The sequence below is a fragment of the Alphaproteobacteria bacterium genome (genome assembly GCA_037200005.1).
GTDB lineage: Bacteria > Pseudomonadota > Alphaproteobacteria > UBA9219 > RFNS01 > JBBCGY01.
On the sequence record JBBCGY010000001.1, the window covers coordinates 143,146 to 166,784 of the forward strand.

At 61.9% G+C, this 23,639-nt stretch carries 25 protein-coding genes; 12 read left to right on the top strand and 13 right to left on the bottom strand.

The features are described 5' to 3' along the window. The first annotated feature begins 1 nt into the window (after position 1). The 6 genes from hpnA to nth are packed head-to-tail and all read left to right on the top strand — an operon-like array spanning position 2 to position 5,806. Positions 2–1,003 carry a hopanoid-associated sugar epimerase gene (gene hpnA, locus WDO70_00685; GenBank protein ID MEJ0061741.1) on the top strand — a complete coding sequence of 334 codons (1,002 nt, stop codon included), beginning with the start codon at positions 2–4 and terminating at the stop codon, positions 1,001–1,003. Continuing rightward, a complete protein-coding gene (locus tag WDO70_00690; protein MEJ0061742.1) occupies positions 1,003–2,160 on the top strand; it encodes a glycosyltransferase in 1,158 nt (385 codons plus the stop codon). The genes hpnA and WDO70_00690 overlap by 1 nt, the downstream gene beginning before the upstream one ends. Continuing rightward, complete coding sequence (hpnC, locus tag WDO70_00695; protein ID MEJ0061743.1) at positions 2,157–3,008, top strand: squalene synthase HpnC; 852 nt, start codon at positions 2,157–2,159, stop codon at positions 3,006–3,008. The genes WDO70_00690 and hpnC overlap by 4 nt, the downstream gene beginning before the upstream one ends. Continuing rightward, positions 2,999–3,874: a presqualene diphosphate synthase HpnD gene (hpnD, locus tag WDO70_00700; GenBank protein MEJ0061744.1), complete on the top strand. Its 876-nt coding sequence runs from the start codon at positions 2,999–3,001 to the stop codon at positions 3,872–3,874. The genes hpnC and hpnD overlap by 10 nt, the downstream gene beginning before the upstream one ends. Beyond that, a complete protein-coding gene (gene hpnE, locus WDO70_00705; protein MEJ0061745.1) occupies positions 3,871–5,145 on the top strand; it encodes a hydroxysqualene dehydroxylase HpnE in 1,275 nt (424 codons plus the stop codon). The genes hpnD and hpnE overlap by 4 nt, the downstream gene beginning before the upstream one ends. A gap of 16 nt (positions 5,146–5,161) precedes the next feature. Next, positions 5,162–5,806 carry an endonuclease III gene (nth, locus tag WDO70_00710; GenBank protein ID MEJ0061746.1) on the top strand — a complete coding sequence of 215 codons (645 nt, stop codon included), beginning with the start codon at positions 5,162–5,164 and terminating at the stop codon, positions 5,804–5,806. A 36-nt stretch (positions 5,807–5,842) separates the two neighbouring features. On the opposite strand, the gene WDO70_00715 is transcribed toward nth, so the two are convergent. The 11 genes from WDO70_00715 to mdh all read right to left on the bottom strand — a co-directional run bounded on the left by WDO70_00715 (position 5,843) and on the right by mdh (position 15,662). Next, on the bottom strand, positions 5,843–6,790 hold the full coding sequence (locus WDO70_00715) for a hypothetical protein (GenBank protein ID MEJ0061747.1): 948 nt from the start codon (positions 6,788–6,790) through the stop codon (positions 5,843–5,845). A gap of 12 nt (positions 6,791–6,802) precedes the next feature. Then, on the bottom strand, positions 6,803–7,468 hold the full coding sequence (locus WDO70_00720) for a polymer-forming cytoskeletal protein (protein MEJ0061748.1): 666 nt from the start codon (positions 7,466–7,468) through the stop codon (positions 6,803–6,805). A 152-nt stretch (positions 7,469–7,620) separates the two neighbouring features. Beyond that, entirely contained in the window at positions 7,621–9,063 is a 1,443-nt protein-coding gene (locus WDO70_00725) for a hypothetical protein (protein MEJ0061749.1), read from the bottom strand. Positions 9,064–9,302: 239 nt separating this feature from the next. After that, on the bottom strand, positions 9,303–10,172 hold the full coding sequence (locus tag WDO70_00730; GenBank protein MEJ0061750.1) for a succinylglutamate desuccinylase/aspartoacylase family protein: 870 nt from the start codon (positions 10,170–10,172) through the stop codon (positions 9,303–9,305). 2 nt (positions 10,173–10,174) lie between these two features. Next, positions 10,175–10,474, bottom strand: coding sequence for a HigA family addiction module antitoxin (locus WDO70_00735; GenBank protein MEJ0061751.1), 300 nt, complete (start codon positions 10,472–10,474; stop codon positions 10,175–10,177). Positions 10,475–10,485: 11 nt separating this feature from the next. After that, positions 10,486–10,764, bottom strand: a complete 279-nt coding sequence (locus WDO70_00740) for a type II toxin-antitoxin system RelE/ParE family toxin (protein MEJ0061752.1) — start codon at positions 10,762–10,764, stop codon at positions 10,486–10,488. A 110-nt stretch (positions 10,765–10,874) separates the two neighbouring features. Next, the gene (locus tag WDO70_00745; GenBank protein ID MEJ0061753.1) at positions 10,875–11,819 is read right to left on the bottom strand and encodes a hypothetical protein; all 945 of its coding nucleotides are present in this window, start codon (positions 11,817–11,819) and stop codon (positions 10,875–10,877) included. A gap of 238 nt (positions 11,820–12,057) precedes the next feature. Beyond that, entirely contained in the window at positions 12,058–12,933 is an 876-nt protein-coding gene (gene sucD, locus WDO70_00750) for a succinate--CoA ligase subunit alpha (GenBank protein ID MEJ0061754.1), read from the bottom strand. Next, positions 12,933–14,117 (bottom strand): ADP-forming succinate--CoA ligase subunit beta, encoded by a 1,185-nt coding sequence (gene sucC, locus WDO70_00755; protein ID MEJ0061755.1) that lies wholly within the window; start codon positions 14,115–14,117, stop codon positions 12,933–12,935. The genes sucD and sucC overlap by 1 nt, the downstream gene beginning before the upstream one ends. Positions 14,118–14,208: 91 nt before the next feature. Further along, positions 14,209–14,700: an STY0301 family protein gene (locus tag WDO70_00760; GenBank protein ID MEJ0061756.1), complete on the bottom strand. Its 492-nt coding sequence runs from the start codon at positions 14,698–14,700 to the stop codon at positions 14,209–14,211. Beyond that, positions 14,700–15,662, bottom strand: coding sequence for a malate dehydrogenase (gene mdh, locus WDO70_00765; protein ID MEJ0061757.1), 963 nt, complete (start codon positions 15,660–15,662; stop codon positions 14,700–14,702). The genes WDO70_00760 and mdh overlap by 1 nt, the downstream gene beginning before the upstream one ends. A gap of 122 nt (positions 15,663–15,784) precedes the next feature. On the opposite strand from mdh, the gene radC reads away from it, so the two are divergent. The 4 genes from radC to WDO70_00785 all read left to right on the top strand — a co-directional run bounded on the left by radC (position 15,785) and on the right by WDO70_00785 (position 19,423). Then, the gene (gene radC / locus WDO70_00770) at positions 15,785–16,531 is read left to right on the top strand and encodes a DNA repair protein RadC (GenBank protein ID MEJ0061758.1); all 747 of its coding nucleotides are present in this window, start codon (positions 15,785–15,787) and stop codon (positions 16,529–16,531) included. A 96-nt stretch (positions 16,532–16,627) separates the two neighbouring features. Continuing rightward, on the top strand, positions 16,628–17,050 hold the full coding sequence (locus tag WDO70_00775; GenBank protein ID MEJ0061759.1) for a hypothetical protein: 423 nt from the start codon (positions 16,628–16,630) through the stop codon (positions 17,048–17,050). A gap of 30 nt (positions 17,051–17,080) precedes the next feature. Next, positions 17,081–18,385 (top strand): adenylosuccinate lyase, encoded by a 1,305-nt coding sequence (purB, locus tag WDO70_00780; GenBank protein MEJ0061760.1) that lies wholly within the window; start codon positions 17,081–17,083, stop codon positions 18,383–18,385. Between the two features lie 66 nt (positions 18,386–18,451). After that, positions 18,452–19,423 carry a tyrosine recombinase XerC gene (locus WDO70_00785; protein MEJ0061761.1) on the top strand — a complete coding sequence of 324 codons (972 nt, stop codon included), beginning with the start codon at positions 18,452–18,454 and terminating at the stop codon, positions 19,421–19,423. Between the two features lie 27 nt (positions 19,424–19,450). On the opposite strand, the gene lpdA is transcribed toward WDO70_00785, so the two are convergent. Continuing rightward, positions 19,451–20,857: a dihydrolipoyl dehydrogenase gene (gene lpdA / locus WDO70_00790; protein ID MEJ0061762.1), complete on the bottom strand. Its 1,407-nt coding sequence runs from the start codon at positions 20,855–20,857 to the stop codon at positions 19,451–19,453. A gap of 167 nt (positions 20,858–21,024) precedes the next feature. On the opposite strand from lpdA, the gene WDO70_00795 reads away from it, so the two are divergent. After that, positions 21,025–21,960 carry a hypothetical protein gene (locus WDO70_00795; GenBank protein ID MEJ0061763.1) on the top strand — a complete coding sequence of 312 codons (936 nt, stop codon included), beginning with the start codon at positions 21,025–21,027 and terminating at the stop codon, positions 21,958–21,960. A gap of 112 nt (positions 21,961–22,072) precedes the next feature. Then, entirely contained in the window at positions 22,073–22,966 is an 894-nt protein-coding gene (locus WDO70_00800; GenBank protein MEJ0061764.1) for a DUF3108 domain-containing protein, read from the top strand. Here WDO70_00800 and gph read toward each other — a convergent pair. Next, positions 22,937–23,608: a phosphoglycolate phosphatase gene (gene gph / locus WDO70_00805; protein MEJ0061765.1), complete on the bottom strand. Its 672-nt coding sequence runs from the start codon at positions 23,606–23,608 to the stop codon at positions 22,937–22,939. The genes WDO70_00800 and gph overlap by 30 nt on opposite strands. Positions 23,609–23,639 lie beyond the last annotated feature (31 nt).

The following is a 23,639-nucleotide window of genomic DNA, read 5'->3' on the forward strand; positions in this document are numbered from 1 at the left end:
CATGGAAGAACTTAAGCCAAATCTTACCCTCGTCACCGGCGCGACCGGCTTCGTCGGCTCGGCCGTCGCCCGAATCCTTTTGGCCGAGGGCTGCCGGCTGCGGGTTCTCACCCGCCCGAACAGCGACCGCAGCAATCTCCAGGGCCTCGATGTCGAATACGCCCATGGCGACCTGACCGACGCCGCTTCGCTCGACGCCGCCGCGCAAGGCTGCGACGCCCTGTTCCATGTCGCGGCGGATTACCGCATCTGGGTTCCCGATCCCGAAGCCATGCATCGCGCCAATGTCGAAGGCACCCGCAATCTGATGGAAGCGGCGCAAAGATCGGGCGTGCGGCGCATCGTCTATACGAGCTCGGTCGCCACGCTGGGCCTCGACAAAAACGGCAGCGCCGACGAGGCGACGCCGTCCAGCATGGCGACGATGGTCGGCACCTACAAAAAATCCAAATATATGGCCGAGGCAGAGGTCAGGAAACTGATCGAGAGCCGGCAGCTGCCCTGCGTCATCGTCAACCCGTCGACTCCCATCGGCCCGCGCGACATCAAGCCGACGCCCACCGGACGCCTGATCGTCGAGGCGGCGAGCGGCAAAATTCCCGCCTATGTCGACACCGGGCTTAACGTCGTCCATGTGGACGACGTCGCCATGGGCCACTGGCTGGCGTTCCGGCGCGGCAAGGCGGGGGAGCGCTATATCCTGGGCGGCGACAATATGCATCTCAGCGAAATCCTCGCCGTCGTCGCCGAAAAGACCGGCCGCAAGCCGCCCAAGATCAAGCTCCCCGTCAACGCGATATGGCCGATCGCCGTTGCCGCCGAAGCCGCGGGCTATGTGACGCGGCGCGAGCCTTTCGTCACCATGGACGCGCTGCGCATGGCGCGGAAAAAAATGTTCTTCACCTCGGCCAAGGCCGAGCGCGAGCTCGGCTACCGGCATCGTCCCGCACCGCAAGCCATCGCCGACGCCGTGGCCTGGTTCAAACAACAAGGATATTGCTGATGCTGCTGACGGTCATCATTATCGCCGCCGCGCTCGGCTGGGCCTATCTGCTGTTCGGTCACGGGCAATTCTGGCATCTGATCCTGCCGCAGCTGCCGCGCCGTTTGCTGGAAGATCTGCCCGACATCGCCATCATCGTGCCCGCGCGCAACGAAGCCACGATGCTGCCGCTGACGCTGCCCACTCTTTTCGCGCAGGATTATCCCGGCCGGTGGCGCGTCATCCTGGTCGACGATCACAGCGCCGACGGCACGTCCGCTATCGCCGAGAATATTGCCGCGGAATGCGACAGCCTGGATCGCCTGCAGATCATTGCCGCGCCGGATTTGCCCGCCGGATGGAGCGGCAAGGTTCACGCCATGCAGGCCGGGCTGAACGCCGCCGACGATGCCGAATATGTCCTCTTCACCGACGCCGACATCATGCACAGCAGCACGAGCCTGAGCTATCTCGCGGCGCGCTCGCTGGAAAGCCATCTCGATCTGCATTCGCTGATGGTCAAGCTGCATTGCGAAAGCGCGTGGGAAAAGCTTCTCATTCCCGCCTTCGTCTATTTCTTCCAGATGCTCTATCCCTTCGCCTGGAGCAACGATCCCGCCAACCGGGTCGCGGCGGCTGCCGGCGGCACGATGCTGGTGCGGATGGAAGCGCTGCGCCAGATCGGCGGCCTCGGCGCGATCAAAAGCGAGATCATCGACGATTGCGCGCTCGCCCGCGCGATCAAGCATCGCAAGAATCCCGACCGTCCTCCGCGTCTTTTGCTGACGCTGGTCGACCATGACATCGTCAGCGCCCGGCCTTATGACGGGCTTCGCGGCATCTGGAGCATGATCAGCCGCGCCGCCTATACGCAGCTCGATCATTCGCCCTGGCTGCTGATCGGCGCGGTGGCGGGCATGCTGGTATTGTTCGTGTCGCCGATCCTGCTGTGCCTTGCCGGAGGCGCGGCGGCGTTCGCCGGATGGCTGCTGTTCGTCGCGATGATCTACAGCTATCTGCCGATGGTGGAGTTTTACCGCCTGAACATCCTGTGGGCGGCGACACTGCCGGTCGCGGCGCTGATCTATATCGGCGCGACCATCGATTCCGCGCGGCTCTATGGGCTTGGGCGCGGCGGCGCCTGGAAAGGCCGCCATCAAATAGGGGCGAAGCCGTGACCGACGCCGCCATTCTCCACGCCCCCCTCGAAACGCCGAGCGGCAAAAACGCCCAGACCGAAAATTTCCCGGTCGGCTCTTTTCTGATTCGCCCCGATTTGCGCGAAGACGTTCACGTCTTTTACCGCTTCGCCCGCGCCGCCGATGATATTTCCGATAATCCCTTGCTCGAGCCCGAGAAAAAAATCGCCGCGCTCGACCGGTTCGCCGCGGTGCTGAATGGCGGCGAAGATTCCGCCGCGCCCGCCGCCGCGGCCATGCGCGAGAATTTGCGCAAGACCGGCGTCACGGCGCAGCATGGACTGGATCTGCTGGCGGCCTTCAAACGCGACGCGCTGCAATTGCGATACCGGGACTGGGACGATCTTCTGGATTACTGCCGCTATTCGGCTTCGCCGGTGGGACGGCATGTGCTGGCGCTGCACGGCATCGGCGAAACGGCATGGCCCGCCAATGACGCGCTATGCTCCGCGCTGCAGATCATCAATCACATCCAGGACTGCGCCGACGATTACCGCCAGCTCGACCGCGTCTATCTGCCGCAGGACATGCTGGCGCGGCGGGAAGCGGGCACGGCCATGCTGGCGGCGGAAAAAAGCCCGCCCGCGCTTCGCGCCGCGCTCGACGACATGCTCGGCCTGCTCGATCCCATGCTGCGTCAGGCGCGCGATTTGCCGCGCAAGGTTCCCGATATCCGCCTCAAGCTCGAGACTTCGGTGATCGGCAGCCTGGCGGAGAGCCTGGTGCGGCTTCTGCGCCGCCGCGATCCGCTATGCGACAATGTGAAGCTCGGCAAAATCAAAGCGGGCGGCGCGGCGTTGCGCGGGATCGTCCGGTCGTGGTCATAACGATGAATCTCGCCGCCGCCGTCCCGACCGAGAATCATGCCCGGCGCGAAATGACAGCGCGGGTCGCGCGCGCCGGGACTTCTTTTGCCGCAGGTATGGCGGCGCTTCCCGCGCCGCGGCGCGATGCCATGCATGCGCTCTATGCTTTCTGCCGCGAGGTGGACGATATCGCCGATGACGGCCCGACGGAAGCCGCGCGCCGCGAAGGGCTTGAGCTATGGCGACGCCGGATCGAGCGTCTATTCGGCGATGGTCAGGCCGACGATGCCGTCGGCGCGGCGCTGCTTCCGGCGATCGGGGAATTCGGCCTCGTGCCGGAAGATTTTCTCGCCATCATCGACGGCATGGACATGGATGCGGGCGATCCCATCGTCGCGCCCGACTTCGCGACGTTCGATCTTTATCGCGACCGGGTGGCGAGCGCGGTGGGCCGGGTTTCGGTGCGGATTTTCGGCGATAGCGGCGAAGCCGCGATGCGCGTCGCACACCATTTGGGGCGGGCGCTGCAGACGACCAACATCCTGCGCGACCTCCATGAGGACGGCAAGCGCGGGCGGCTTTACCTGCCGCGCGAGATTCTCGAACGGCACGGCTTGCCGCTTTCAATCGAAGCGCTCGAGCACCCGCGCCTGCCCGGCGCATGCCGCGATGTCGCCGCCATCGCCGCCGGACATTTCACCGAAGCGTGGGACGCCATGCGGCAAGCCGACGCCAAGGCGATGATTCCGGCCCGGCTGATGGGCGGCTATTACGCGGCGATCCTGCGTCGCCTGGAAGCGAGCGGCTGGCACGATATTCAAACCCGCGTGAAGCTTCCGCTGTGGCAGAAAATCCTAATCATCATGCGCTACCGGCTGTTTCCATGACCGAACCGCATGTGCATATCATCGGCGCGGGTCTCGCCGGTCTTTCCGCCGCGCTGCATCTGTCGCAGGCGGTGCGCAATATCACGGTCTATGAGGCCGCCGGCCACGCGGGGGGGCGCTGCCGCTCCTATTTCGACCGCGAGCTCGGCTGCAGGATCGATAACGGCAACCACCTGATGCTGAGCGGCAATGTGATCGCGCGCGACTATCTGATGCTGGCCGGAGCGGAAGACACGCTCGCCGCGCCGGACCGGGCGGTATTCCCGTTCATGGATCTGCGCAGCGGCGAGCGCTGGACGCTGGAGATGAGCCGGGGAATCATTCCTTGGAATCTTTTCACGCCGAAAGGCCGGATTCCCGGCACATCGCTCTCCGACTATCTTTCGCTCATCAAGGTCATGCGGGCAGGCGAACAGGAAACCGTCGCCGGACTGACACGCTCCTACGGCACGATCTATGAGCGTTTCTGGGAGCCGCTTAGCGTCGCGGTGCTGAACACGCCGCCCGAAACCGGATCGGCGCGGCTGCTCGGCAATGTGCTGTCGCAGACTTTTGCCTTGGGCGGAAGCGCGTGCCTGCCGCTGGTGCCGAAAATCGGCCTCTCCGAAAGTTTCGTCGACCCGTGCATCGCCAAGCTGCAAAGCATGGGCATCCAGGTCAGGCTCAATCGCCGCTTGCGGGAAATGTCCTTCAAGGACGGGCGCATCGCCGCCCTGGATTTCGGCGACGGCGCGGTCGAATGCGGCGCGGAAGACTGGGTGATCCTGGCGGTGCCGCCCTGGGTGGCGCAGGAACTGGTGCCCGATCTCACCGCCCCCAATGAATTCTGCAGCATTCTCAATCTTCACTACCGCGCCGACATCGCGGTAAAGCCGCCGGGCTTCGCGGGCCTGATCGGCGGCGTCGCGGAATGGATTTTCGTCAAGCCGGGCGTGGTTTCCGTCACCGTCAGCGCGGCGGATCGCTATGACGGCCGCGCGCCGCAGGACCTCGCCGCCGCGATATGGCGCGACGTCGCGGCCTTTTACCGGCTCGACGGCGCGAGCATTCCTCCTTACCGCATCGTCAAGGAAAAGCGCGCCACCTTCGCCGCCACGCCCGCGCAGCAGGCGCGGCGTCCCAAGGCGCGCGGCGGGCGCTATCTCAACCTGCTGCTCGCGGGCGACTGGACGCAGAACGAGCTTCCCTCCACCATCGAAGGCTCGATCCGCAGCGGGCTGCGCGCCGCGCAGATCATCACGCGGTGGATGGGCGTTTCGGAAGACAGATGACGGCTTTGCTGCAGCGATGAAAAAAGCTTCCAGAGCCGACGAAATCTTCCGCAGGCTGTCGGCGCAGAATCCGGAGCCGAAGACGGAGCTGAATTATACCAATCCCTATACGCTGCTGGTCGCCGTCGTGCTGTCGGCGCAAGCGACCGACGCGGGAGTCAATCGCGCCACCGCCGCGCTGTTCAAGGCCGCCGATACGCCGCAAGCCATGCTCGCCTTGGGCGAGGCGGGACTAAAACAGCACATCAAGACCATCGGCCTGTTCAATGCCAAGGCGAAGAATGTCATCGCGCTGTCGCAGCTGCTCATCGAAAAGTTCGGCGGCAAGGTGCCGCGCGCGCAGGCAGAACTTGAAACCCTGCCGGGCGTCGGGCGCAAGACCGCCAATGTCGTGCGCAGCGTGATCTATGGCGATGAGACCATCGCGGTCGACACCCATGTTTTTCGCGTCGCGCATCGGCTCGGGCTTGCGAAAGGCAACACGCCGGACAAGGTCGAGGACGAGTTGATGGCGGGCATTCCCGCCCAATGGCGGCAGCATGCGCATCATTGGCTGATCCTGCATGGACGCTATGTCTGCAAGGCACGCAAGCCGGACTGCCAAGTCTGCGCGCTGACGGATTTATGCCCGTATTACAAAAATTTGATGAAGGGCGTTTAAGACATTGTCCGATCAAACAGACCGTCATTCCCAGCGCTATCGTTTGCCCTGATACGCGGCAACCCGTTCAAGCGCCGCAGCGGCGAACAGTTCGGCTGCTTGATTGGCGGGGCATTTGCTGAAATACAGCGACGGCTCGAACAACTCGATTTCCGAAACCAGCCCGCCGATAAGGTCGATGCGCGCATAGAGCGGAACGTAAGCCGCGTCGATCTTCCCTATGCCCGACATATTGCAGGCCATCACGATTTTCGAGAAAGCATTACGCGCCGCGTCCAAAACAGGCAAGGGCGGCTCTGCCTGATCGATGCTGCCGCCCGCTTCCTGAACTTTCCAGCCATCTTCGGCAGCGGGCGGTTTTTTAAGAACCGCGTGCGTATAGCGGCCATCGATAAAAATCAGCTCCCATTCTCCCGTCCGCTTGATGTCTTCCATATAGGGCTGGATGATATAATCCTCATTCCCGCGTATGGATGAGAATGCCGCTTGCAGTTTTTCGGCTTCCTCAAGAGAGAGAATGCGGTATGCGCCCTTGCCGCCGCACGCAATCGCGGGCTTGATGACAAGGGCGCCATGATTGCGGAAATAATCAGGGAGATCGGACGTTTCATTCGCTTTGACGATCATCACGGGGATGACGGCCGCGCCAGATGCGGCAAGATCAAGCAAATAGGCTTTATCGAGGTTCCAGCGAATAAGAGAGATGGGACTCTCAAACAATGCGGGCAGCGCATCCATTTGCCCAAGCCAGTCATGAAAACGCTCGGCCTGTTCGAGGTAATCCCATGTCGATCGGAACACCAGAAGGTCGAAGCCCTCATAGGCGCAAACCGGCTCTCCCCAGGGGAGTGTCGTAACCTCGAACCCTTTGCGTCTTAAGGCCACTGCCGCCGCATCATCGTCGGTTTGATGCAGATTATTGACGTCGGCACCGCTGTCATACTGGTATGACCGGTATGTTAAAAATGCGGCCTTGTATGGCACACTGACGGCGCTTTACGCCGACGCGCGGACGCGGGTTTCGTCCTTGACGCCGAGGAAATCTTCCTCGTCGAATGCCGAAGCGGCCTTGGCGGCATCCTTGAAGCCGGACGCCTGAACCGGGGCCTGCGCCTGCGCCGCCACCGGCGGCTTCACGGCATGAAGCTCGCCGCTGATCTGGCCTCCAGCCTGAACTTCAAGCTCGCCATATTGCACGCGGCCGGTGATAAGGCCGCTGGCGCGTACCGTCAGCCGGTTGCGCACGATCAGGTCGCCGTCGAACTTGCCGGCAATGTCGGCATTGTCGATCTCGACCGTGCCGATGAATGTTCCGGCTTCGGTAATCTCGATCAGGCGGCCATCGCGCAGCGTCGCGCTGACTTCGCCTTCCACGACCAGAATGTCGCAGGTGGAAATCTCGCCGGTCAGCGTGATCTCGCGTCCGACCGTCAGTTTCCTGGTTTCCTGTCCGGTGCCGTCCTGATAGCCGGAGCGGCGCGACGGAATGTCGATCACGCGGCGCGCGGGCTGAGCCACGGCGGGAAGCGCGCGGGCGAGCATCGGCTCGCTTGCGGCCTTGGCGGGGCTGCTATAGCTGGTCTCCGCCTTGCCGGATTTGCTTACCGCGAGCGGGGGAATGGGGTTTTGATCCTTGCTGCCGTTATCTTTGCGTCCGAACATCGTTGCTGCTCCGAAATAATGTGTTTCGCCGCCGCATTGCTAGCATAACCAGCCCATGGCTGCAAGCATGGCATAGCGGGGCATAAAAACAAAAAGAAACGGCAAACAAGGCTTCCCTTGTCTGCCGTTCAATAACGAGACGATCATGCCGGTTAAGGCGCTGGGTCTTTAATGACAAATCTCGTGGTTTTGGATGTCGGCGTGCCCCATTCGCGGACGGTGCCCCCGGTTGTCAATTGCCGGCGCCCCGTGCTGTCTGGAATTTCCTCAGGCGCGGCGACAGGAACCGGCGGGGTCAGCTGCGATGGGCCGGACGTGCCCAGCGGATCGCCGTCGCTGAAACTGACCAAGGGATCTCTTTCCAGTGACGCCACGAAATCGAGACCCTTGAAACGACGCGGCGACGCGGTCTTGGGAGCGGACGCGCGCGCGGGCACGAGCGGCGTTACGGGCGAAGCGCTCGCGACTGGCGGGACGGACGACACATCCTGACGCGGCCCGGATACGCCCGAAACAGCGCGCGCCGGAGATGTTGATCCTGCAGACGCAGGCGCTCCCGTCAAAACACTGGAGAACCGCGCGGCAAAAGCTTGCTGTTCCGCGGAGAGCGAAGGCGCTTGCGGCGAGGCTGCCGTCGCAGCGGGCACGCTCTTGGCCGTTACCCGCGATGCTGCCTGATCCGCGCCCGGCCACTTGCCTTGTCCCAACGCCGTCAGGGCGCCAAGCGTGGCTCCAACCGCAATAGCCACATAGGTTGATCTGGCGGACGATCTTCCCTTCGTCGTTGCTTGCCGGGCGGCGGCTTTCATGTCTTTCCGGATTTGAGCCTGGAGCCTGGCTTCCATTTTTCTTTCAAAGGCGTTTAGGGCGCCCGTGGAAATCCCCGGCTTCGACGGAAGCAGGGACGCCGCCGAGGTTGCGGCTTGATCGAGAGCCTTTTGATGCTGCGCTTGGCGCATTTCTTCTCCCCATTGCGCAACATACTCGGCGTTCGATAATGGCCGGGCACTAGGCGGGGCAAAGGCAATAGCCACCGGGGGATCGGCCTGGGGAACGACCGGAAGCGCGTGCGCAGGAAGAGGCGGCGGGCCTTTCCGGCGTGGCGGCATGGCGGGCGCTGCCGCCGCTGCGGGCGGCGGCGCTATCGGCGGCAATTTAGGTATGATGCGCAAAGTCGGCGGCTCGAAATCCACGGGCGCAAAATCGAGGGGAACGAGATTTCTTTTCGCGCGGCGTTCGTTGACAAGGGCCCTGGCGTGCTCGATACGCTCGTCGACAGGCACGGTCGCTTTTCTGGCTTGTTCCCGCTGGAGCGAGGCTATGGCTTCGCTGGCTTCGCGACGCGCCTGAATTTCCGCCTGCTTCGGCGATGCCATGGCCGCTTCGCGCAGCGCCGTCAGTCTGGCGCGCTTCTCGGCTTGAGAATCCGGCGCGGCCTGTGCCGTTACGATGCCGCTTGTTTCGACTTCGGGGATTCCGGCCGAACGAAGGGTCTTATCGGTTCGCAAAACATCCGTAGCGGCCGTGGCGGCGAGCGGTTTGTTGCGACGCAGCGGCGGCGGACGGCCTGTTCCGGTCGAAAGCTGTTCTGCCATTGTCATCCTCCCTCGCCAAATCCATACTCAAACATACTGGAATATAGCGCGTTAATCTTATTATATCCACGAAAACATGAAACTAATTAGTAAAATTTGGTCTTCGCATGGACATGTTTAAGCATAACAAGGCGATGTGGATAAGTTTTCCATGGCTTTTCTGGTTAACAGGCCATCATCCACTTCCATCCGGCGATCAATGACGGCGGACATAGCAATCGTTCCGGATACGGAATATTTTAGCCCGCTTCCGAGCCCAGATAAAACCATTCCTGGCCGAGCGGCGTTTCGGCATGCGGCAGCACGATAACCCCGCCCTGCGCCGGGGCGCGAAATTCCTCGCCGTTCGCGCAGGTGGCGATGAGCTCGCCCGGCCCCACGCGTTCGAGATGTTTCCAGGGCTTCGCGAATTTTCCGTCATCGTCGCGGTAAAAGACCAGTTTCATAAGAACATGGCGCGGTTTTGCCGCAGGCTTTTGCTGCGTGGCGATCATGCCCAAAAAGCCAAGCGCGCGCAGGATCGCCTGGTAAGCGATGTCAGGTCCGGCCGGATCTTTATGCTGGCCGCATTCCAGCGTGGTGACGATCGCGCCGTGCATCTGCGCGTATTCGGTGGTGCCCACCGACCAGTTCACCGGATCGCCGGACTGCCGCGTGCTGCCGGCCAAGGCTTCGGCAAAGCCGCTGATGATCGTATCCGCGCCGAGAGAGGCCGCGAAATCCATCTTATCCACCTGCGCGGTGTTGATGAAGACGAAAGGCGGCCCGCCCGCGCTGTAGGAATGAATGTCGAGCAGATAATCGCACTGCGCCAGAATCGGGCACAGGATATTGCCGAGCCGCGCCTCATAGCAGTCCGGCTCGTCCTGCGGCAGCAAATTGCGGTTCAGGTTGCGCTCGGTATAGCGCACGCCCTGCGCATAGGCGCGGGGATTGCAGACCGGCACGAACGTCAGATGCCCGCGCAGCAGTTCGATCTTGCCCTGCTCGATTTCGGGGATGATTCGCTTGATTCCCTCGACGCCGCAAGTCTCGTTGCCATGGACGCCGCCCGTCACCAGCAAGCGTGGGCCCGGCGTTTCGGCGTGAAAGGATACGGTTTTGATCATGATCAGAACGCGCCTTCGCGAGCTTCCGCGACGCGGCGGACATGGATGCGCGAAGCCTTTTTCTCGATTTGAGCCAGATCATAATTAAGCTGCAGCCGCAGCCAGAATCCCGCCGTGCTGCCGAACGCCTTGGAGAGGCGCACCGCCATTTCCGGCGACAGGCCCGCCCTGCCGTTCAAGATACGGGAAAGCGTCGTGCGCGTCACGCCCAGCGCCGCCGCCGCCGCCGTGACGTTTAGCTTCAGGCCATCGATGATGTCCCGCACGATCGCGCCGGGATGGGATGGATTTTTCATCGGCATGGAATCTCTCCTTAATGATAATCTTCCAGATCCACATCATACGCCGTACCGTGGGCGAACCTGAAAGTGATGCGCCAATTCGCCCTGACCGTGACGGCGAAAACGCCCTTCCTGTCACCAGTCAAGGCATGGAAGTGAAAGGTCGGCAAATTCATTTCCTCCGGCGTCTCCGCCGCATCCAGCGACGTCAGCAGCACGCCGATCTTCTTAGCCTGGTCAGGACGCAAACCGCTGCGGTCGCCGTTTTCATAAAACCGTCTTAAGCCCTTGTGCTTGAAGCCCTCGATCATGGCCTATCCGCATCCTATCCGTATAGTGAGGCGTTACACGATGCAAGTCAAGAAAAATCACGCCAGCAGGCGCGGGCCCGGCGTTTCGGCATGGAAGGATATGGTCTTGATCATGCTACTGTCCGATTTTTGGCAATGACGGATTGATAGATGCGCTCGCGCCAGGGATGGCTGCCATCCTTCATATATCTAGCCAAATCCGTATCGGCGGCAAAGCGGCTTTCGCGGTAGGTCGGGCCGTCGGTCGCTGCGCCCCATTTTCTCTTAAAATTACGCAGAGAGTCCGTTTCCGAATAGCCGACATGCAATCGGCGCAATGTCCGGGCCTGCCCCCAGGCGATCATGGCGGCGAACACGGCATCCGCCGCGCGCGACCCGGTTTCTTTCACGTAAAATCCGATCGGCATCGAAGCCGCTTCGACGTTGATCAGGGATAGAACCGCATACCCTTTCAGGATGCCGTCCTGCCGCGCCTCCGCCAGATAAATATTGGGATTTTTCATCAAGGCGGGAATCGCCAGATAAAAGGAGGCATGAAGCGGCGAAATCTCGTGCGCGGGGAAAAACGCCTCCATCAGCATGATATGCTCCGCGTTCAGCCGCTCGCGGCGCAAAATGTCGACGGCGATATTCTTGTTGCGGGCGGCGTTGCAGGCCAGCCGCGCCTCGCGATTCGTATCATAGGAAAACGAAGCGAGATCAATGACCGCATCGGTTGCAGTCGATTCGTCAAACTGCGTGACGAGGGAAAGCGGCTCCGCGCCGCCCATGGCCAGTTCCGGCGGCAGGTCTTCATACCGCCCCCAGATATCGAAACCGCGCGTGGCGCGGCGGAAGGGGAAATCCTCGACGGATCGCAAGACTTGGTCGCGGCCTACAGGCTTGCGGCAATCGGACAGGGGAAAAGCGCAATAATACAGCAGCGCGCCGTCGAAATAGGCCAGGCAATCGCCGAGCAAAAAAGGCTCGCCGAGAAATTCTGCGTAATAGCGCCAGTCGTGATCGTAAACGCCGAACGCATGATCGATATCATCGATTTGAGCGGCGGTGAGCATAAGGCAGCTAAGCCGCCGCGGCGGTGATGTATGGCTTTTTCATCAAAACCCTCTCAGGTTCCGGGCGTGAACATCTTAAATACTTTTGGTGGCCATTCGTTCGCGACATAAAGTCCTGGCCCAATGAGCGTCAATCCCGGCCGCTGCGGGCCCCATTCGGGCGGCGGCGATGATGCACATTCTTCCCCCGCCTTCTTTTCATTTCCCTGACTTCTGACTTCTCGCTCCTGATCCCCGGTCATGCCGCCATCGCCTTCAGCATCGTCGTGCCGAGCGCCGCCGGGCTGTCGGCGACGATGAAGCCCGCCGCGCGCATGGCTTCGATCTTGTCGCCCGCCGAGCCTTTGCCGCCGGAGATGATCGCCCCGGCATGGCCCATGCGCCGTCCCGGAGGCGCGGTGACGCCGGCGATGAAGCCGACGATGGGCTTTTTCTTCTTCGCGGCCTTATAGAAAGCGGCGGCGTCTTCCTCGGCGCTGCCGCCGATTTCGCCGATCATGATGATGCCCTGGGTCTCGTCGTCGGCAAGGAACATTTCCAGCGCCTCGACGAAATTCGTGCCATTGACCGGATCGCCGCCAATGCCGATGCAGGTGCTCTGGCCCAATCCGGCGGCGGTCGTCTGCGCCACCGCTTCGTAAGTCAGCGTGCCGGAGCGCGAGACGATGCCGATCTTGCCGCGCTTATGGATGTGGCCGGGCATGATGCCGATCTTGCATTCGCCGGGCGTGATGACGCCGGGGCAGTTGGGGCCGATCAGCCGCGTCTTGCTTCCCGCGAGCGCGCGCTTGACGGTCACCATGTCGAGAACCGGGATTCCCTCGGTGATGCAGACCACGAGCGCGATTTCTGCCTCCGCCGCTTCGAGAATGGCGTCGGCGGCATAAGGCGGCGGCACATAGATCACCGAGGCGTTCGCGCCGGTCTTGGCCACCGCGTCGGCCACCGTGTCGAACACCGGCAGATCGAGATGCCGCGCGCCGCCCTTGCCCGGCGTCACGCCGCCGACCATTTTCGTGCCGTAGGCGATCGCCTGCTCCGAATGGAAGGTGCCCTGGGTTCCGGTGAAGCCCTGGCAGATGACCTTGGTTTCTTTTCCGACGAGAACGGACATTATGCAGCTTCCTTCTTGACAGCGCCGACGATTTTCTGCGCCGCGTCGGCGAGATTGTCGGCGGATAGGATCGGCAACCCGCTTTCGGCGAGAATTTTCTTGCCGAGCTCGACATTGGTGCCTTCGAGCCGCACCACCAGCGGCACATGCAGCGAGACTTCGCGCGCCGCCGCGATCACGCCTTCGGCGATGACGTCGCAGCGCATGATGCCGCCGAAAATATTGACGAGGATGCCTTCGACATTGCGGTCGGAGAGAATGATCTTGAACGCCGTGGTCACGCGCTCCCTGGTGGCGCCGCCGCCGACATCGAGGAAGTTGGCCGGACGCCCGCCATAGAGCTTGATGATGTCCATGGTCGCCATGGCAAGCCCGGCGCCATTGACCATGCAGCCGATATTGCCTTCCAGCTTGACGTAATTGAGGCTGTGCTTGCCCGCCTCGACCTCGGCGGGGTCTTCTTCGCTTTCGTCGCGCATTTTCTCGATATCGGTGTGGCGATAGAGCGCGTTGTCGTCGAACGTCATTTTACAGTCGAGCGCAATGATATCGTCAGTGCCGGTCACGACGAGGGGATTGATCTCCACGATGGCGCAGTCCAGCTCGACGAAGGCCTTATACATCGCGGTCATGAAGGAAACCGCCTTGCCGACCTGCTTGCCGGCCAGCCCGAGGCCGAAAGCGACTTGCCGCGCGTGATAGGGCTGCAATCCGGTGACGGGATCGACGGCCACCCTGAAAATTTTCTCGGGATGCTTCTCGGCCACTTCCTCGATATCCATGCCGCCTTCGGTCGAGGCCATGACGGTCACGCGGCTCGTCGCGCGGTCGACCAGCAGGCTGAGATAAAGCTCGCGCTTGATGTCGCAGCCTTCCTCGATATAGACGCGCTTGACCTCTTGCCCGGCGGGGCCGGTCTGCTTGGTCACGAGCGTCATGCCGATCATGCGGCGGGCTTCGGCCTGAACGTCGTCGAGCGTCTTCACCACCTTGACGCCGCCGCCCTTGCCGCGGCCGCCGGCATGGATTTGCGCTTTCACGACCCAAACCTTGGTGCCGGTCTCGGCCTGAAGTTTTTTCGCGGCCTCCGCGGCTTCCGCGGGCGTGTAGGCGACGGCGCCCGAAGGCACGGCGACGCCGTATTTCCGCATCAGTTCTTTGGCTTGATATTCATGAATGTTCATGGCGATGGTCCGTTTAACACGACAAGAATGGGTGACACGACAAGAATTTAGGCGCTTCGCGCCGCGAAAGATAAAATAGAATTATAGGGCGTCATTGGCAGCCAATGGCGATTTGCCCCTTTTCTCTGTCCAGGGGATCGTGCGAGGCGCATTGGCTGACACTGGCGTCCAGCGCGCGCATCAGGAAATTGTCGGTGCCGGAATAGTCGCACACCAGCACCATATGGCCGCGCTGCTGATCGCTGAATTGCCATATCTGCACGAACTCTTCCTTGGCTTTGTCCAGATGCGGAATCGGCTTGACCTCGGCTTCCGGCGTCAACGCATCTTCGGTCGGCTTGCCGATAAATATGCGCCCATCCTTGAGCGGCGCCGCTTGTTTCGGTCCGCCAAGCTTCCACGCTTTCGCATGCAGGTCTTCAATCACCGGCACGTGCCGCAACATCGGAGGACACAGGATAATCGCTTCCTGCGGAGGAATCGCCGCGACGACGGCGGCGGCAGGAGCGTCGGCGGCGGCAAAAGCAGCCGGAGCCATGACGCTCGCCCCGACGAGGAGAGTCAGCGCAAAGAATTTTTTCATCAGGCGGCTTTCTCTAGGATAGGGCGGGTTGCTTCCATAAGTTCGCGCACCGCGCCGACCGATTTGTCGAACATGGCCTTTTCCTCGGCGGTGAGCTGCATTTCGACGATCTTCTCGATGCCGCCCGCGCCAATCAAAGCCGGGACGCCGACATATAAATCCTTGACGCCGTACTGGCCGGTCAGGTGCGCGGCGCAAGGCAGAATCCGGCGCTGATCCTTGAGATAGCTTTCAGCCATCGCGATCGCCGAAGCGGCAGGCGCATAAAACGCGGAGCCGGTCTTGAGCAGCTTGACGATTTCGGCGCCGCCGTCGCGGGTGCGCTGCACGATCTGGTCGATGCGCTCCTGCGTCGTCCAGCCCATTTTGACGAGATCGGGCAGGGGAATCCCGGCCACGGTGGAGTAGCGCACCATCGGCACCATCGTATCGCCGTGGCCGCCGAGAACGCAGGCATAGACGTCCTCGACCGAAACATTGAATTCCATGGCGAGGAAAGCGCGAAACCGCGAGCCGTCCAGCACCCCGGCCATGCCGGCGACCTTGTTGGGCGCGAAACCGGTGATCTGCTGCATCACCCAGACCATGACGTCGAGCGGATTGGTGACGACGATGACGAAAGCGTCGGGAGCGTGCTTCTTGATATTTTCGCCCGCCGCCTTGACGATGCCGGTATTGATGCCGATCAGGTCGTCGCGGCTCATGCCGGGCTTGCGCGGCACGCCCGCCGTGACGATCACGACGTCGGCGCCTTTGATCGCGCTGTAATCGGTGCTGCCGGAAAGCCTGGCGTTGAATGATTCGACAGGCCCCGTCTGATAAAGGTCGAGCGCCTTGCCCTCGGGAATACCCTCGGCGATATCGACGAGAACGATATCGCCCAGCTCCTTTTGCGCCGCGAGAAGCGCCAAAGTGCCGCCGATCTGTCCGGCCCCGACCAGGGCGATTTTCCGACGCGCCATGTTGATTCCTCGGTGATTCTTGATCCTCAATGCTTTAGCGCCATTTATGGTTAAGGGCAAGCTCTTGAGTTCGCGGCGATTATATATTGAGCCGCCGCCACCGGTAGATTAGGGTCTGCCTTATGAAAGCCCGCGCCCTCCGCGAATTGCCGAGCCAGATTCTCGAGTCCGCCGAAGTCCCGGCGGCTGAAAAGCCCGAATCGCCCCATTGGCTCGGCCACCGGCAAAGGCTGCGCGAACGGTTGTTCGGGTCCGGCAACGATGCGCTGCAGGATTACGAACTGCTGGAGCTTCTTCTCGGCACCGCCCTGCCGCGCCGCGACGTCAAGCCGCTGGCGAAAAAGCTGCTCGCGGAATTCAAGACTTTATGGGCGCTCGTTAATGCTTCCCAGACCCGCCTGCGCCACGCCGGACTGAGCGACGGCGCCATCGGGCTTTTGCTGGCGGCGGGCGCCATCGCGCTGCGCGCGCAACGCGGGCAGGTCATGGATCGCCCGCTGCTGTCCTCATGGCAAAAGATCGTCGATTACTGCCATATGGCGCTGGCGCACGAAACCAAGGAGCAGTTCCGCCTGCTGTTCCTCGACCGGCGCAATCAGCTGCTGCATGACGAAATCATGCAGCGCGGCACCATCGATCATACCCCCGTTTATCCGCGCGAAATCGTGCAGCGGGCGCTGGAACTCGGCGCGGGCGCGATCGTGCTGGTGCATAATCATCCCAGCGGCGACCCGACGCCCAGCCATGCCGACATCGAAATGACCAAGTTGATCGTCGCCGCCTGCAAGCCCATCGATATCACGGTGCACGACCATATCATCGTCGGGCAGGGCAAGACCGCGAGCTTCCGGTCGCTGGGGCTTCTTTGAGACTTTTCAAGCGGACTGACTATAACCCCTTGCCATGCAGCGAAAAATCGCCAACTATGGGGCCCGGATTCGAGTCAGCCTGTGGGGAGCTACGTCATGTCGCGTGTGTCATCGTTCAAATTGTCGGCGTTCCTTGTGCCGGTTTGCGCGGCCGTGCTGCTGCTGGCGGCTTGTGAATCGCACAATATCGCGCAATTCTGGCGTCCGATCAGCCAGCCGAACATCATGATGCCGCTCGACCAGGCGCAGATAAAGCTGGAATATGACCTGTCGCAATGCAGCTGCGGCATTTACCCGCGCAATATTCCGCGCTCGGTTCAATCGCAGATCGATCTCGACAAACAGCGCCTGAACGAAACCGGCGTATCGACCAGCGTGGAAGTCAGGGGCGAATGCATCCGCAAGCCGTCGCTCGTCGTCGCCGAATGCATGCGCGGGCGCGGCTGGGAAACCACCAATTGCTCGGGCCGCGTATCGGTATCGGGCGGGGCGGCTGTCTGCGCGACGTATGAGCCGTAACTTCCGCCTCTCGACCGCGAATAAACATTCATGATCCCTCGCTATTCCCGCGCCGAGATGGCGCGCATCTGGGAACCGGACAACAGATTCCGCATCTGGTTCGAGATCGAGGCCCATGCCTGCGACGCCATGGCCGCGCTCGGGATGATTCCCAAGGAAGCCGCGAAAACCATCTGGGAGCGCGGTAAATGGGACATCGCCCGCATCGACGAGATCGAAAAGGAAACCCGGCATGACGTGCTGGCTTTCCTGACCAATCTCGGCGAGCATGTCGGGCCGGACGCGCGCTTCATCCATCAGGGCATGACCTCGAGCGACGTGCTGGATACCGCCTTCGCGGTGCAGCTCGCGCAGGCCGCCGATCTGCTGCTGGCCGATCTCGACGAGGTGCTGGAGGCGCTGAAACTCCGCGTCGAAATGCATCTCGACACGCTCTGCATTGGCCGAAGCCACGGCATTCATGCCGAGCCGACCAGCTTCGGCCTCAAGCTCGCCACGCATTACGCCGCCTTCAAGCGCGGCCGCAAGCGTCTCGAACTCGCCCGCGCCGAGATCGCCACTTGCGCCATCTCCGGCCCGGTCGGCACCTTCGCCACCGTCGATCCGCGCATCGAAAAGCATGTCGCGGAAAAGCTCGGCCTCGGCGTCGAGCCGATTTCGACCCAGGTGATTCCGCGCGACCGCCACGCGATGTTCTTCGCCGTGCTTGGCGTGATCGCCTCCACGATCGAGAATCTGGCCGTGGAAATCCGCCACCTGCAGCGCAGCGAAGTGCGCGAAGTGGAGGAAGCTTTCGCCAAGGGGCAAAAAGGCTCGTCGGCCATGCCGCATAAGCGCAATCCGGTGCTGTCGGAAAATCTCACCGGGCTCGCGCGCATCGTCCGCGCCGCCGTCACGCCCGCGCTCGAGAATGTCGCGCTGTGGCACGAGCGGGACATCTCTCATTCTGCGGTCGAGCGCGTGTTCGGCCCCGACGCGACCATCGCGCTCGATTTCGCGCTCGCGCGCCTCGCCGGCCTGGTCAGGGGACTGCTGATCTACCCCGAGCGGATGCATGAAAACCTCGATTCGCTCGGCGGGCTGCATTTCTCGCAGCGCGTCCTACTGGCGCTGATCGCGGCGGGCATGAGCCGCGAGGCCGCCTATGCCAAGGTGCAGGAAAACGCGATGAAGGTCTGGGATAAATTGCAGGTCGGCATCCATCCCGATTTCCGCGAACAGCTAGCGGCGGACCCCGAAATCGCCAAGCTGCTGCCGCCGGAAAAACTGGCAGAATGCTTCGACCTCAATTTCTATATCCGCCACGCTCGCGAGATTTGGGAGCGGGTGAAGTAGCGGCGGTCTTTTGCGGTAGCCTTTTGCCGTCTTCAAACCCGCGACGAAACGGCGTAGCATCCCGCCATGCCGAAGCCGGATGACGCCATCGCCGCCCTCATTCCTACCAATGCTCCGCTCGCGTCCGACGCGCGGCGGGCGCTCGGAGACTGGCTCGCCTGGCTGGCGGGCGAACGCCGGGCCGCCATGCATACCGTCACCGCCTATGCCAGCGACATGGCGCAGTTCATCGCTTTCGTTTCCGAACACCAAGCCGGCCATGTCGGCATCGCCGCCTTGGGAGCGCTGGAGCTTGCCGATCTGCGCGCCTGGCTCTCATGGCTCGCGGGACGCGGGCTGACGGCTGGGTCGCGCGCGCGCGCGGTCGCGGCGCTGCGCGGCTGGATGCGCTGGCTCGACCGTACCGGCGTCATGCATAACGACGCGGTGACTCTGCTGCGGCTGCCCAAGGTGACGCGACGGCTGCCGCGTCCGCTGGCGATAAGCGAGATGGCGGCGCTTACCGAAGCCGCCGCCGCGCAGGATCAAGCGCCGTGGCTCGCGGCGCGCGATCATGCGCTGCTGCTGCTGCTGTACGGCGCGGGATTGCGGCTCGGCGAGGCGCTCGGCCTCGACCATGGCGACCTGGCGGCAGGCGATAGGCTGACGGTGCGCGGCAAGGGTGACAAGGAGCGCGTCGCGCCGCTGCTGCCTGTCGTCACCGAAGCCATCGCCGCCTATATCAAAATAAAGCCCTATTCGACCGACACCAAAGCGCCGGTCTTTACCGGAGTGCGTGGGAAAAGGCTCGATCCCGCCGTCGCCGAGCGCCATATGCGCCGCCTGCGCCATCAATTGGGGCTGCCCGATAGCGCGACGCCGCACGCGCTGCGTCACAGCTTCGCCACGCATCTGCTGGCGGGCGGCGCGGATTTAAGAACGCTGCAGGAGCTTCTCGGCCACGCCTCGCTCTCGACCACGCAGGTCTATACCAAGATCGAGCAGACGCAGCTGGAGCGAGTTTATCGCAATGCGCATCCAAGGGCGCGGGGGAAATAAGTTAGGCGCCCCGGATAATCGACGGCATCACACATGCACCGCGCGGCCGTCTACCGCGAGCGCGGCTTCTTTCAAAGCCTCGTTGAGCGTCGGATGGGCGTGGCAGGTGCGGGCGATGTCTTCGGCGCTGGCCGAGAATTCCATGGCGAGAACCGCTTCGGCGATCATCGTGCCCGCGTCTGGGCCGACGATATGCACGCCAAGCACGCGGTCGGTGCTGGCGTCCGCGAGAACCTTCACGAAACCGTCGGTATCGCCCATCGCGCGGGCGCGGCCATTGGCGGAGAACGGGAATTTCCCGCTTTTGTACTGCACGCCGGCCTTTTGCAGCTCTTCCTCGGTCTTGCCGACCGAAGCCGCCTCCGGCCAAGTATAAACCACGCCTGGAATCGCGTCGTAATTGATGTGCGGTTTTTGCCCGGCGATGATCTCGGCGCAGGCCGATCCTTCGTCTTCGGCCTTGTGCGCGAGCATCGGCCCGGCGATCACATCGCCGATGGCATAGATACCGGGAATATTGGTCTCGAAATGCGCGCCGGTCTTGATGCGTTTCCGTTCATCGAGCGCGACACCGATTTGTTCCAGCCCCAGCCCCTCGGTATAGGGGCGGCGGCCCACCGCGACCAGCACCACGTCGGCGGTCAGGGTTTCGCTCGCGCCGCCTGCCGCGGGCTCGAGCTTCAACGTCACGTCGCTGGCGCTCGCCGCCGCGCTCGTCACTTTCATGCCGAGCTTGAATTCCATGCCCTGCTTCGCCAGAAGTTTATGCATCAGCTTCGCGGCCTCGCCGTCCATGGTGGGAAGAATGCGGTCCAGGAATTCCACCACGGTGACCTTGGCGCCGAGACGCTGCCATACCGAGCCCATCTCAAGCCCGATATAGCCGCCGCCGATCACGATCATGCTTTTCGGAATCGCCGCAAGCTCCAGCGCGCCGGTCGAGGAGACGATGCGCTTTTCGTCCACCGCGATGCCCGGCAGCGGCATGGATTCAGAGCCGGTGGCGATGATGATGTTCTTCGCGGCGAGTTTTTGCTCGCCCGCTTCGCCGGTCACGGTCACTTGTCCCGGCGCGGTGATTGTCCCCTTGCCGGCAAAGCGCGCGATCTTGTTTTTCTTGAACAGGAAATCGATTCCGGCGGTGTTGTCCTTCACCACGCGGTCCTTATGCGCCATCATCGTCGGCAGATCGACGCTGACGCCGCTGATCTTCACGCCGTGCTGGCCGAAGGAATGCCGCGCCTCGACATATTTCTCGGAACTGGTCAGCAGCGCTTTCGAGGGTATGCATCCCACATTCAGGCAGGTGCCGCCGAGCGTCTTGCGCATCTCGACACAGGCCGTCTTCAAGCCCAGCTGCGCCGCCCGTATCGCCGCGACATAGCCGCCCGGCCCGCCGCCGATCACCACCAGGTCGAAGTTCTGTTCCGTCATGAGAGTTTCCGCTGTTTATGGTTAACGTCAAGGCGATAGCATAAAGCGAGGATTGCGCCAACCGGCATGAGGGACATTCATCGCTCCTTATGCCGGTTTTTTGATTTATTACTTTCAGGATTCCTTGCTACAAAACAGCATCGTTTATATTTCGGCGGAGTTTTAAGATGGCTAACAATATCCACAGGGCATTCATTCTTGGCGCGGCGATTGTCGCGGCCTCATGCGAGCGTCCGCAAACCATCAACCATAATGATGACGTCATTTTGCCTGCTTTCCCCGCCATCGGCGATTCCCCCGAACCCCCTGCCGGCGACGACCATGTTGAAGCCGTACCCCCGACCGACAGTCCAGTATGGGCAGCTCTGTATAAACAAGGATGTCCGGAGGGAGGTTACGAGCAAGAAGTCGGTCGCGCCAGACGAGTGCTTGATCTGGCCCATGACCCGGAAACGCACGATCACGCCATGCGCGCCAATCTATGGCTGGCCAATGCCAAGAAGGCCGTGTTTTTAGGCGAAGTGTATAACCCCAATGACGAGACGCCGCAGGTGGATATCGCGCTGGCTTGCGCCTACGCGGCGGCGGCGGGTGGTTTGCAGGCGGTGCATATCGAACCTGCGGAAATAAAAGACACATGGCGCGCCGCCAATATTGCCGAGGTGCGGGATTCATTCGCGCGCGCCAAAATTCTGGTGGCGGCCAATATCGATATCGAGCGCGAGCTTTTGCTGATAAGAAACGGAAGCTTCATATCTTTTGATGAGCGGGAGAGAATAGAATTCCGCCAGGCCGCCAAAGTCAGCGTTCAGGATTATGACAATCTGGAACATGCCAATTATAAAAACTGGACCAACCGCCTGCTGACTCAGATCGAAACCCAGCCCGGCAACCAGCGTGGAAAAGAGCAGGCCTTATCTCTGCTGTGCTGGGCGCAGAATAAAGACAGCGGACAGTATGCCGCTCTTCCCGAAAGCGGCGCAGATGGCGTGCCCGTCCTTGACGAAGGTACCAAAAGCGCGATCTCCAAGAGAATCGAAGGGCTTGGCCTTGCGACGCGGTGGCAGCAGCTTATCAAGAACCCCAAATGCGGGCTGGAATAAAACAGCGGTTGCATTGCAAAATGGGGCGAAACGGGAGAAAACGAGGAAAAAACAGGGGTGAAAGTAAATTTTGCCTCTCAAAAACCGCGATTCCCACCCTATATTAAGCCCCATGAGAATTGCGATCTTCATTATCGCGGCGATGCTCTGGCCCGTATGTGCAAGAGCCGAGACCGTGCGCCCGATGACCTTGCAATATGAGGTCTATGTCGGCGGTGTGCATCTGCTCGACGGCGCGGCGCATGTCGATATCGGGGCCAAGACCTACCGCGCGGCGGCGAAGGCCGAAACTGTCGGCGTGTGGGGTGAATGGTTTCCCTGGGAGCTTGCCGCCGAAAGCGAGGGTGACGCCGGTGACGACAGCGTCACGCCCAAGCATCATAAACTCGTAAGCGCCTGGAAGCATAAGCCGCAGAGCATTCTGCTGGATTATCACGATGACGGGCGCGTCACCTATAATGACGCCTCGACCGACGCGCCGGAGCCGCAGGAACGCCTTGCCGACGACATGGTGCGCAGCACCTTCGATCCCTTGAGCGGCGTGCTGCAATTAATGGCGCACTACATGGCGCATCAGGATTGCAACGCCCGCGCGGCGGTCTTCGACGGCAAGCACCGCTTCGACCTCATCGCCAAGGATTTGGGCACGGTCAATCTGCGCGCGAGCGAAGCCTCGGCCTATGCCGGTCCGGCCCATAAATGCGAATTGCGCTTCGACATGATCGCCGGGCAAGGCATGAAGCAGGATGCGGGGATCAAGAAATTCTGGCAGCCGATGCGCGGGCGCGGCAATCGTCCGCCCTTTACCGTATGGCTCGGCCAAATCCGCCCCGATCTGCCGCCCTTGCCGGTGCGCGCCGAGAGCGAAAGCCCGTTCGGCATGGTGATGATCAATCTGCAGAGCTGGAAGCTGGACCCCGCGCCGGTCATTCCGGCGGCGGTAAAATCCGTTAAAGCCAAACCGGCGAGGATTCAATCAGCCAAATTCAAATCCAAGACGCACTAAGGCCTCCGGCAAGCCCTCCATGCTCTCGATGAAAGCGTCCGCCGGCAAATCCTTGACGCTCGCATAGCCGTAATCGGCCAGCACGCACGGCACGCCGAGGCCGCGCGCGGCGGCGAGATCATTGGGGCTGTCCCCCACCATGACGCAACGGTCGGCATCGACCCCCATCATGGCGATAACGCCGCGCAAATGCTCGGGATTGGGCTTGTGCAGGGGATAGGTATCGCCACCCGCCACGCCGGAAAAATAGGCCGCGAGCTTCAGATCGTCGAGCAGTTTATGCGTCGCGGCTTCCGGCTTGTTGGTGCATAGGCCGAGGGCGATATTCCGTTCGCGCATGAAATCCAGGATTTTCATGACGCCGGGATAAATCTGCGCGGGATCGGCATTGATGGCGCGGTAAATCTTCATGAAGCTCTGGACGTGCGGAATGATGTCGCCGGGCTTTTCGCCAGTCGTCGTCAGCGCGCGCTCGACCAGCAGCATGACGCCGTCGCCGATCATGCCCGTCGCCTCCTCGAGCGTCAGCGCGCGCCGCCCCAGCGCGCGGAGATATTCGTTCAGCGCATTGCGGATGTCCGGCGCGCTGTCCACCAGCGTGCCGTCAAGGTCGAAAATAACGCCGGAAAGTTTCTTTGCCATGCACGGAGAGACGGTAAATCTAAAGGCTGGC

Coding starts and splice junctions, on each gene's coding strand:
- hpnA (MEJ0061741.1), top strand. CDS start 2: ATGGAAGAACTTAAGCCAAATCTTACCCTCGTCACCGGCGCGACCGGC.
- WDO70_00690 (MEJ0061742.1), top strand. CDS start 1,003: ATGCTGCTGACGGTCATCATTATCGCCGCCGCGCTCGGCTGGGCCTAT.
- hpnE (MEJ0061745.1), top strand. CDS start 3,871: ATGACCGAACCGCATGTGCATATCATCGGCGCGGGTCTCGCCGGTCTT.
- nth (MEJ0061746.1), top strand. CDS start 5,162: ATGAAAAAAGCTTCCAGAGCCGACGAAATCTTCCGCAGGCTGTCGGCG.
- WDO70_00720 (MEJ0061748.1), bottom strand. CDS start 7,468: ATGTTCGGACGCAAAGATAACGGCAGCAAGGATCAAAACCCCATTCCC.
- WDO70_00725 (MEJ0061749.1), bottom strand. CDS start 9,063: ATGGCAGAACAGCTTTCGACCGGAACAGGCCGTCCGCCGCCGCTGCGT.
- WDO70_00730 (MEJ0061750.1), bottom strand. CDS start 10,172: ATGATCAAAACCGTATCCTTTCACGCCGAAACGCCGGGCCCACGCTTG.
- WDO70_00735 (MEJ0061751.1), bottom strand. CDS start 10,474: ATGCCGATGAAAAATCCATCCCATCCCGGCGCGATCGTGCGGGACATC.
- WDO70_00740 (MEJ0061752.1), bottom strand. CDS start 10,764: ATGATCGAGGGCTTCAAGCACAAGGGCTTAAGACGGTTTTATGAAAAC.
- WDO70_00745 (MEJ0061753.1), bottom strand. CDS start 11,819: ATGCTCACCGCCGCTCAAATCGATGATATCGATCATGCGTTCGGCGTT.
- sucD (MEJ0061754.1), bottom strand. CDS start 12,933: ATGTCCGTTCTCGTCGGAAAAGAAACCAAGGTCATCTGCCAGGGCTTC.
- sucC (MEJ0061755.1), bottom strand. CDS start 14,117: ATGAACATTCATGAATATCAAGCCAAAGAACTGATGCGGAAATACGGC.
- WDO70_00760 (MEJ0061756.1), bottom strand. CDS start 14,700: ATGAAAAAATTCTTTGCGCTGACTCTCCTCGTCGGGGCGAGCGTCATG.
- mdh (MEJ0061757.1), bottom strand. CDS start 15,662: ATGGCGCGTCGGAAAATCGCCCTGGTCGGGGCCGGACAGATCGGCGGC.
- radC (MEJ0061758.1), top strand. CDS start 15,785: ATGAAAGCCCGCGCCCTCCGCGAATTGCCGAGCCAGATTCTCGAGTCC.
- WDO70_00775 (MEJ0061759.1), top strand. CDS start 16,628: ATGTCGCGTGTGTCATCGTTCAAATTGTCGGCGTTCCTTGTGCCGGTT.
- purB (MEJ0061760.1), top strand. CDS start 17,081: ATGATCCCTCGCTATTCCCGCGCCGAGATGGCGCGCATCTGGGAACCG.
- WDO70_00785 (MEJ0061761.1), top strand. CDS start 18,452: ATGCCGAAGCCGGATGACGCCATCGCCGCCCTCATTCCTACCAATGCT.
- lpdA (MEJ0061762.1), bottom strand. CDS start 20,857: ATGACGGAACAGAACTTCGACCTGGTGGTGATCGGCGGCGGGCCGGGC.
- WDO70_00795 (MEJ0061763.1), top strand. CDS start 21,025: ATGGCTAACAATATCCACAGGGCATTCATTCTTGGCGCGGCGATTGTC.
- WDO70_00800 (MEJ0061764.1), top strand. CDS start 22,073: ATGAGAATTGCGATCTTCATTATCGCGGCGATGCTCTGGCCCGTATGT.
- gph (MEJ0061765.1), bottom strand. CDS start 23,608: ATGGCAAAGAAACTTTCCGGCGTTATTTTCGACCTTGACGGCACGCTG.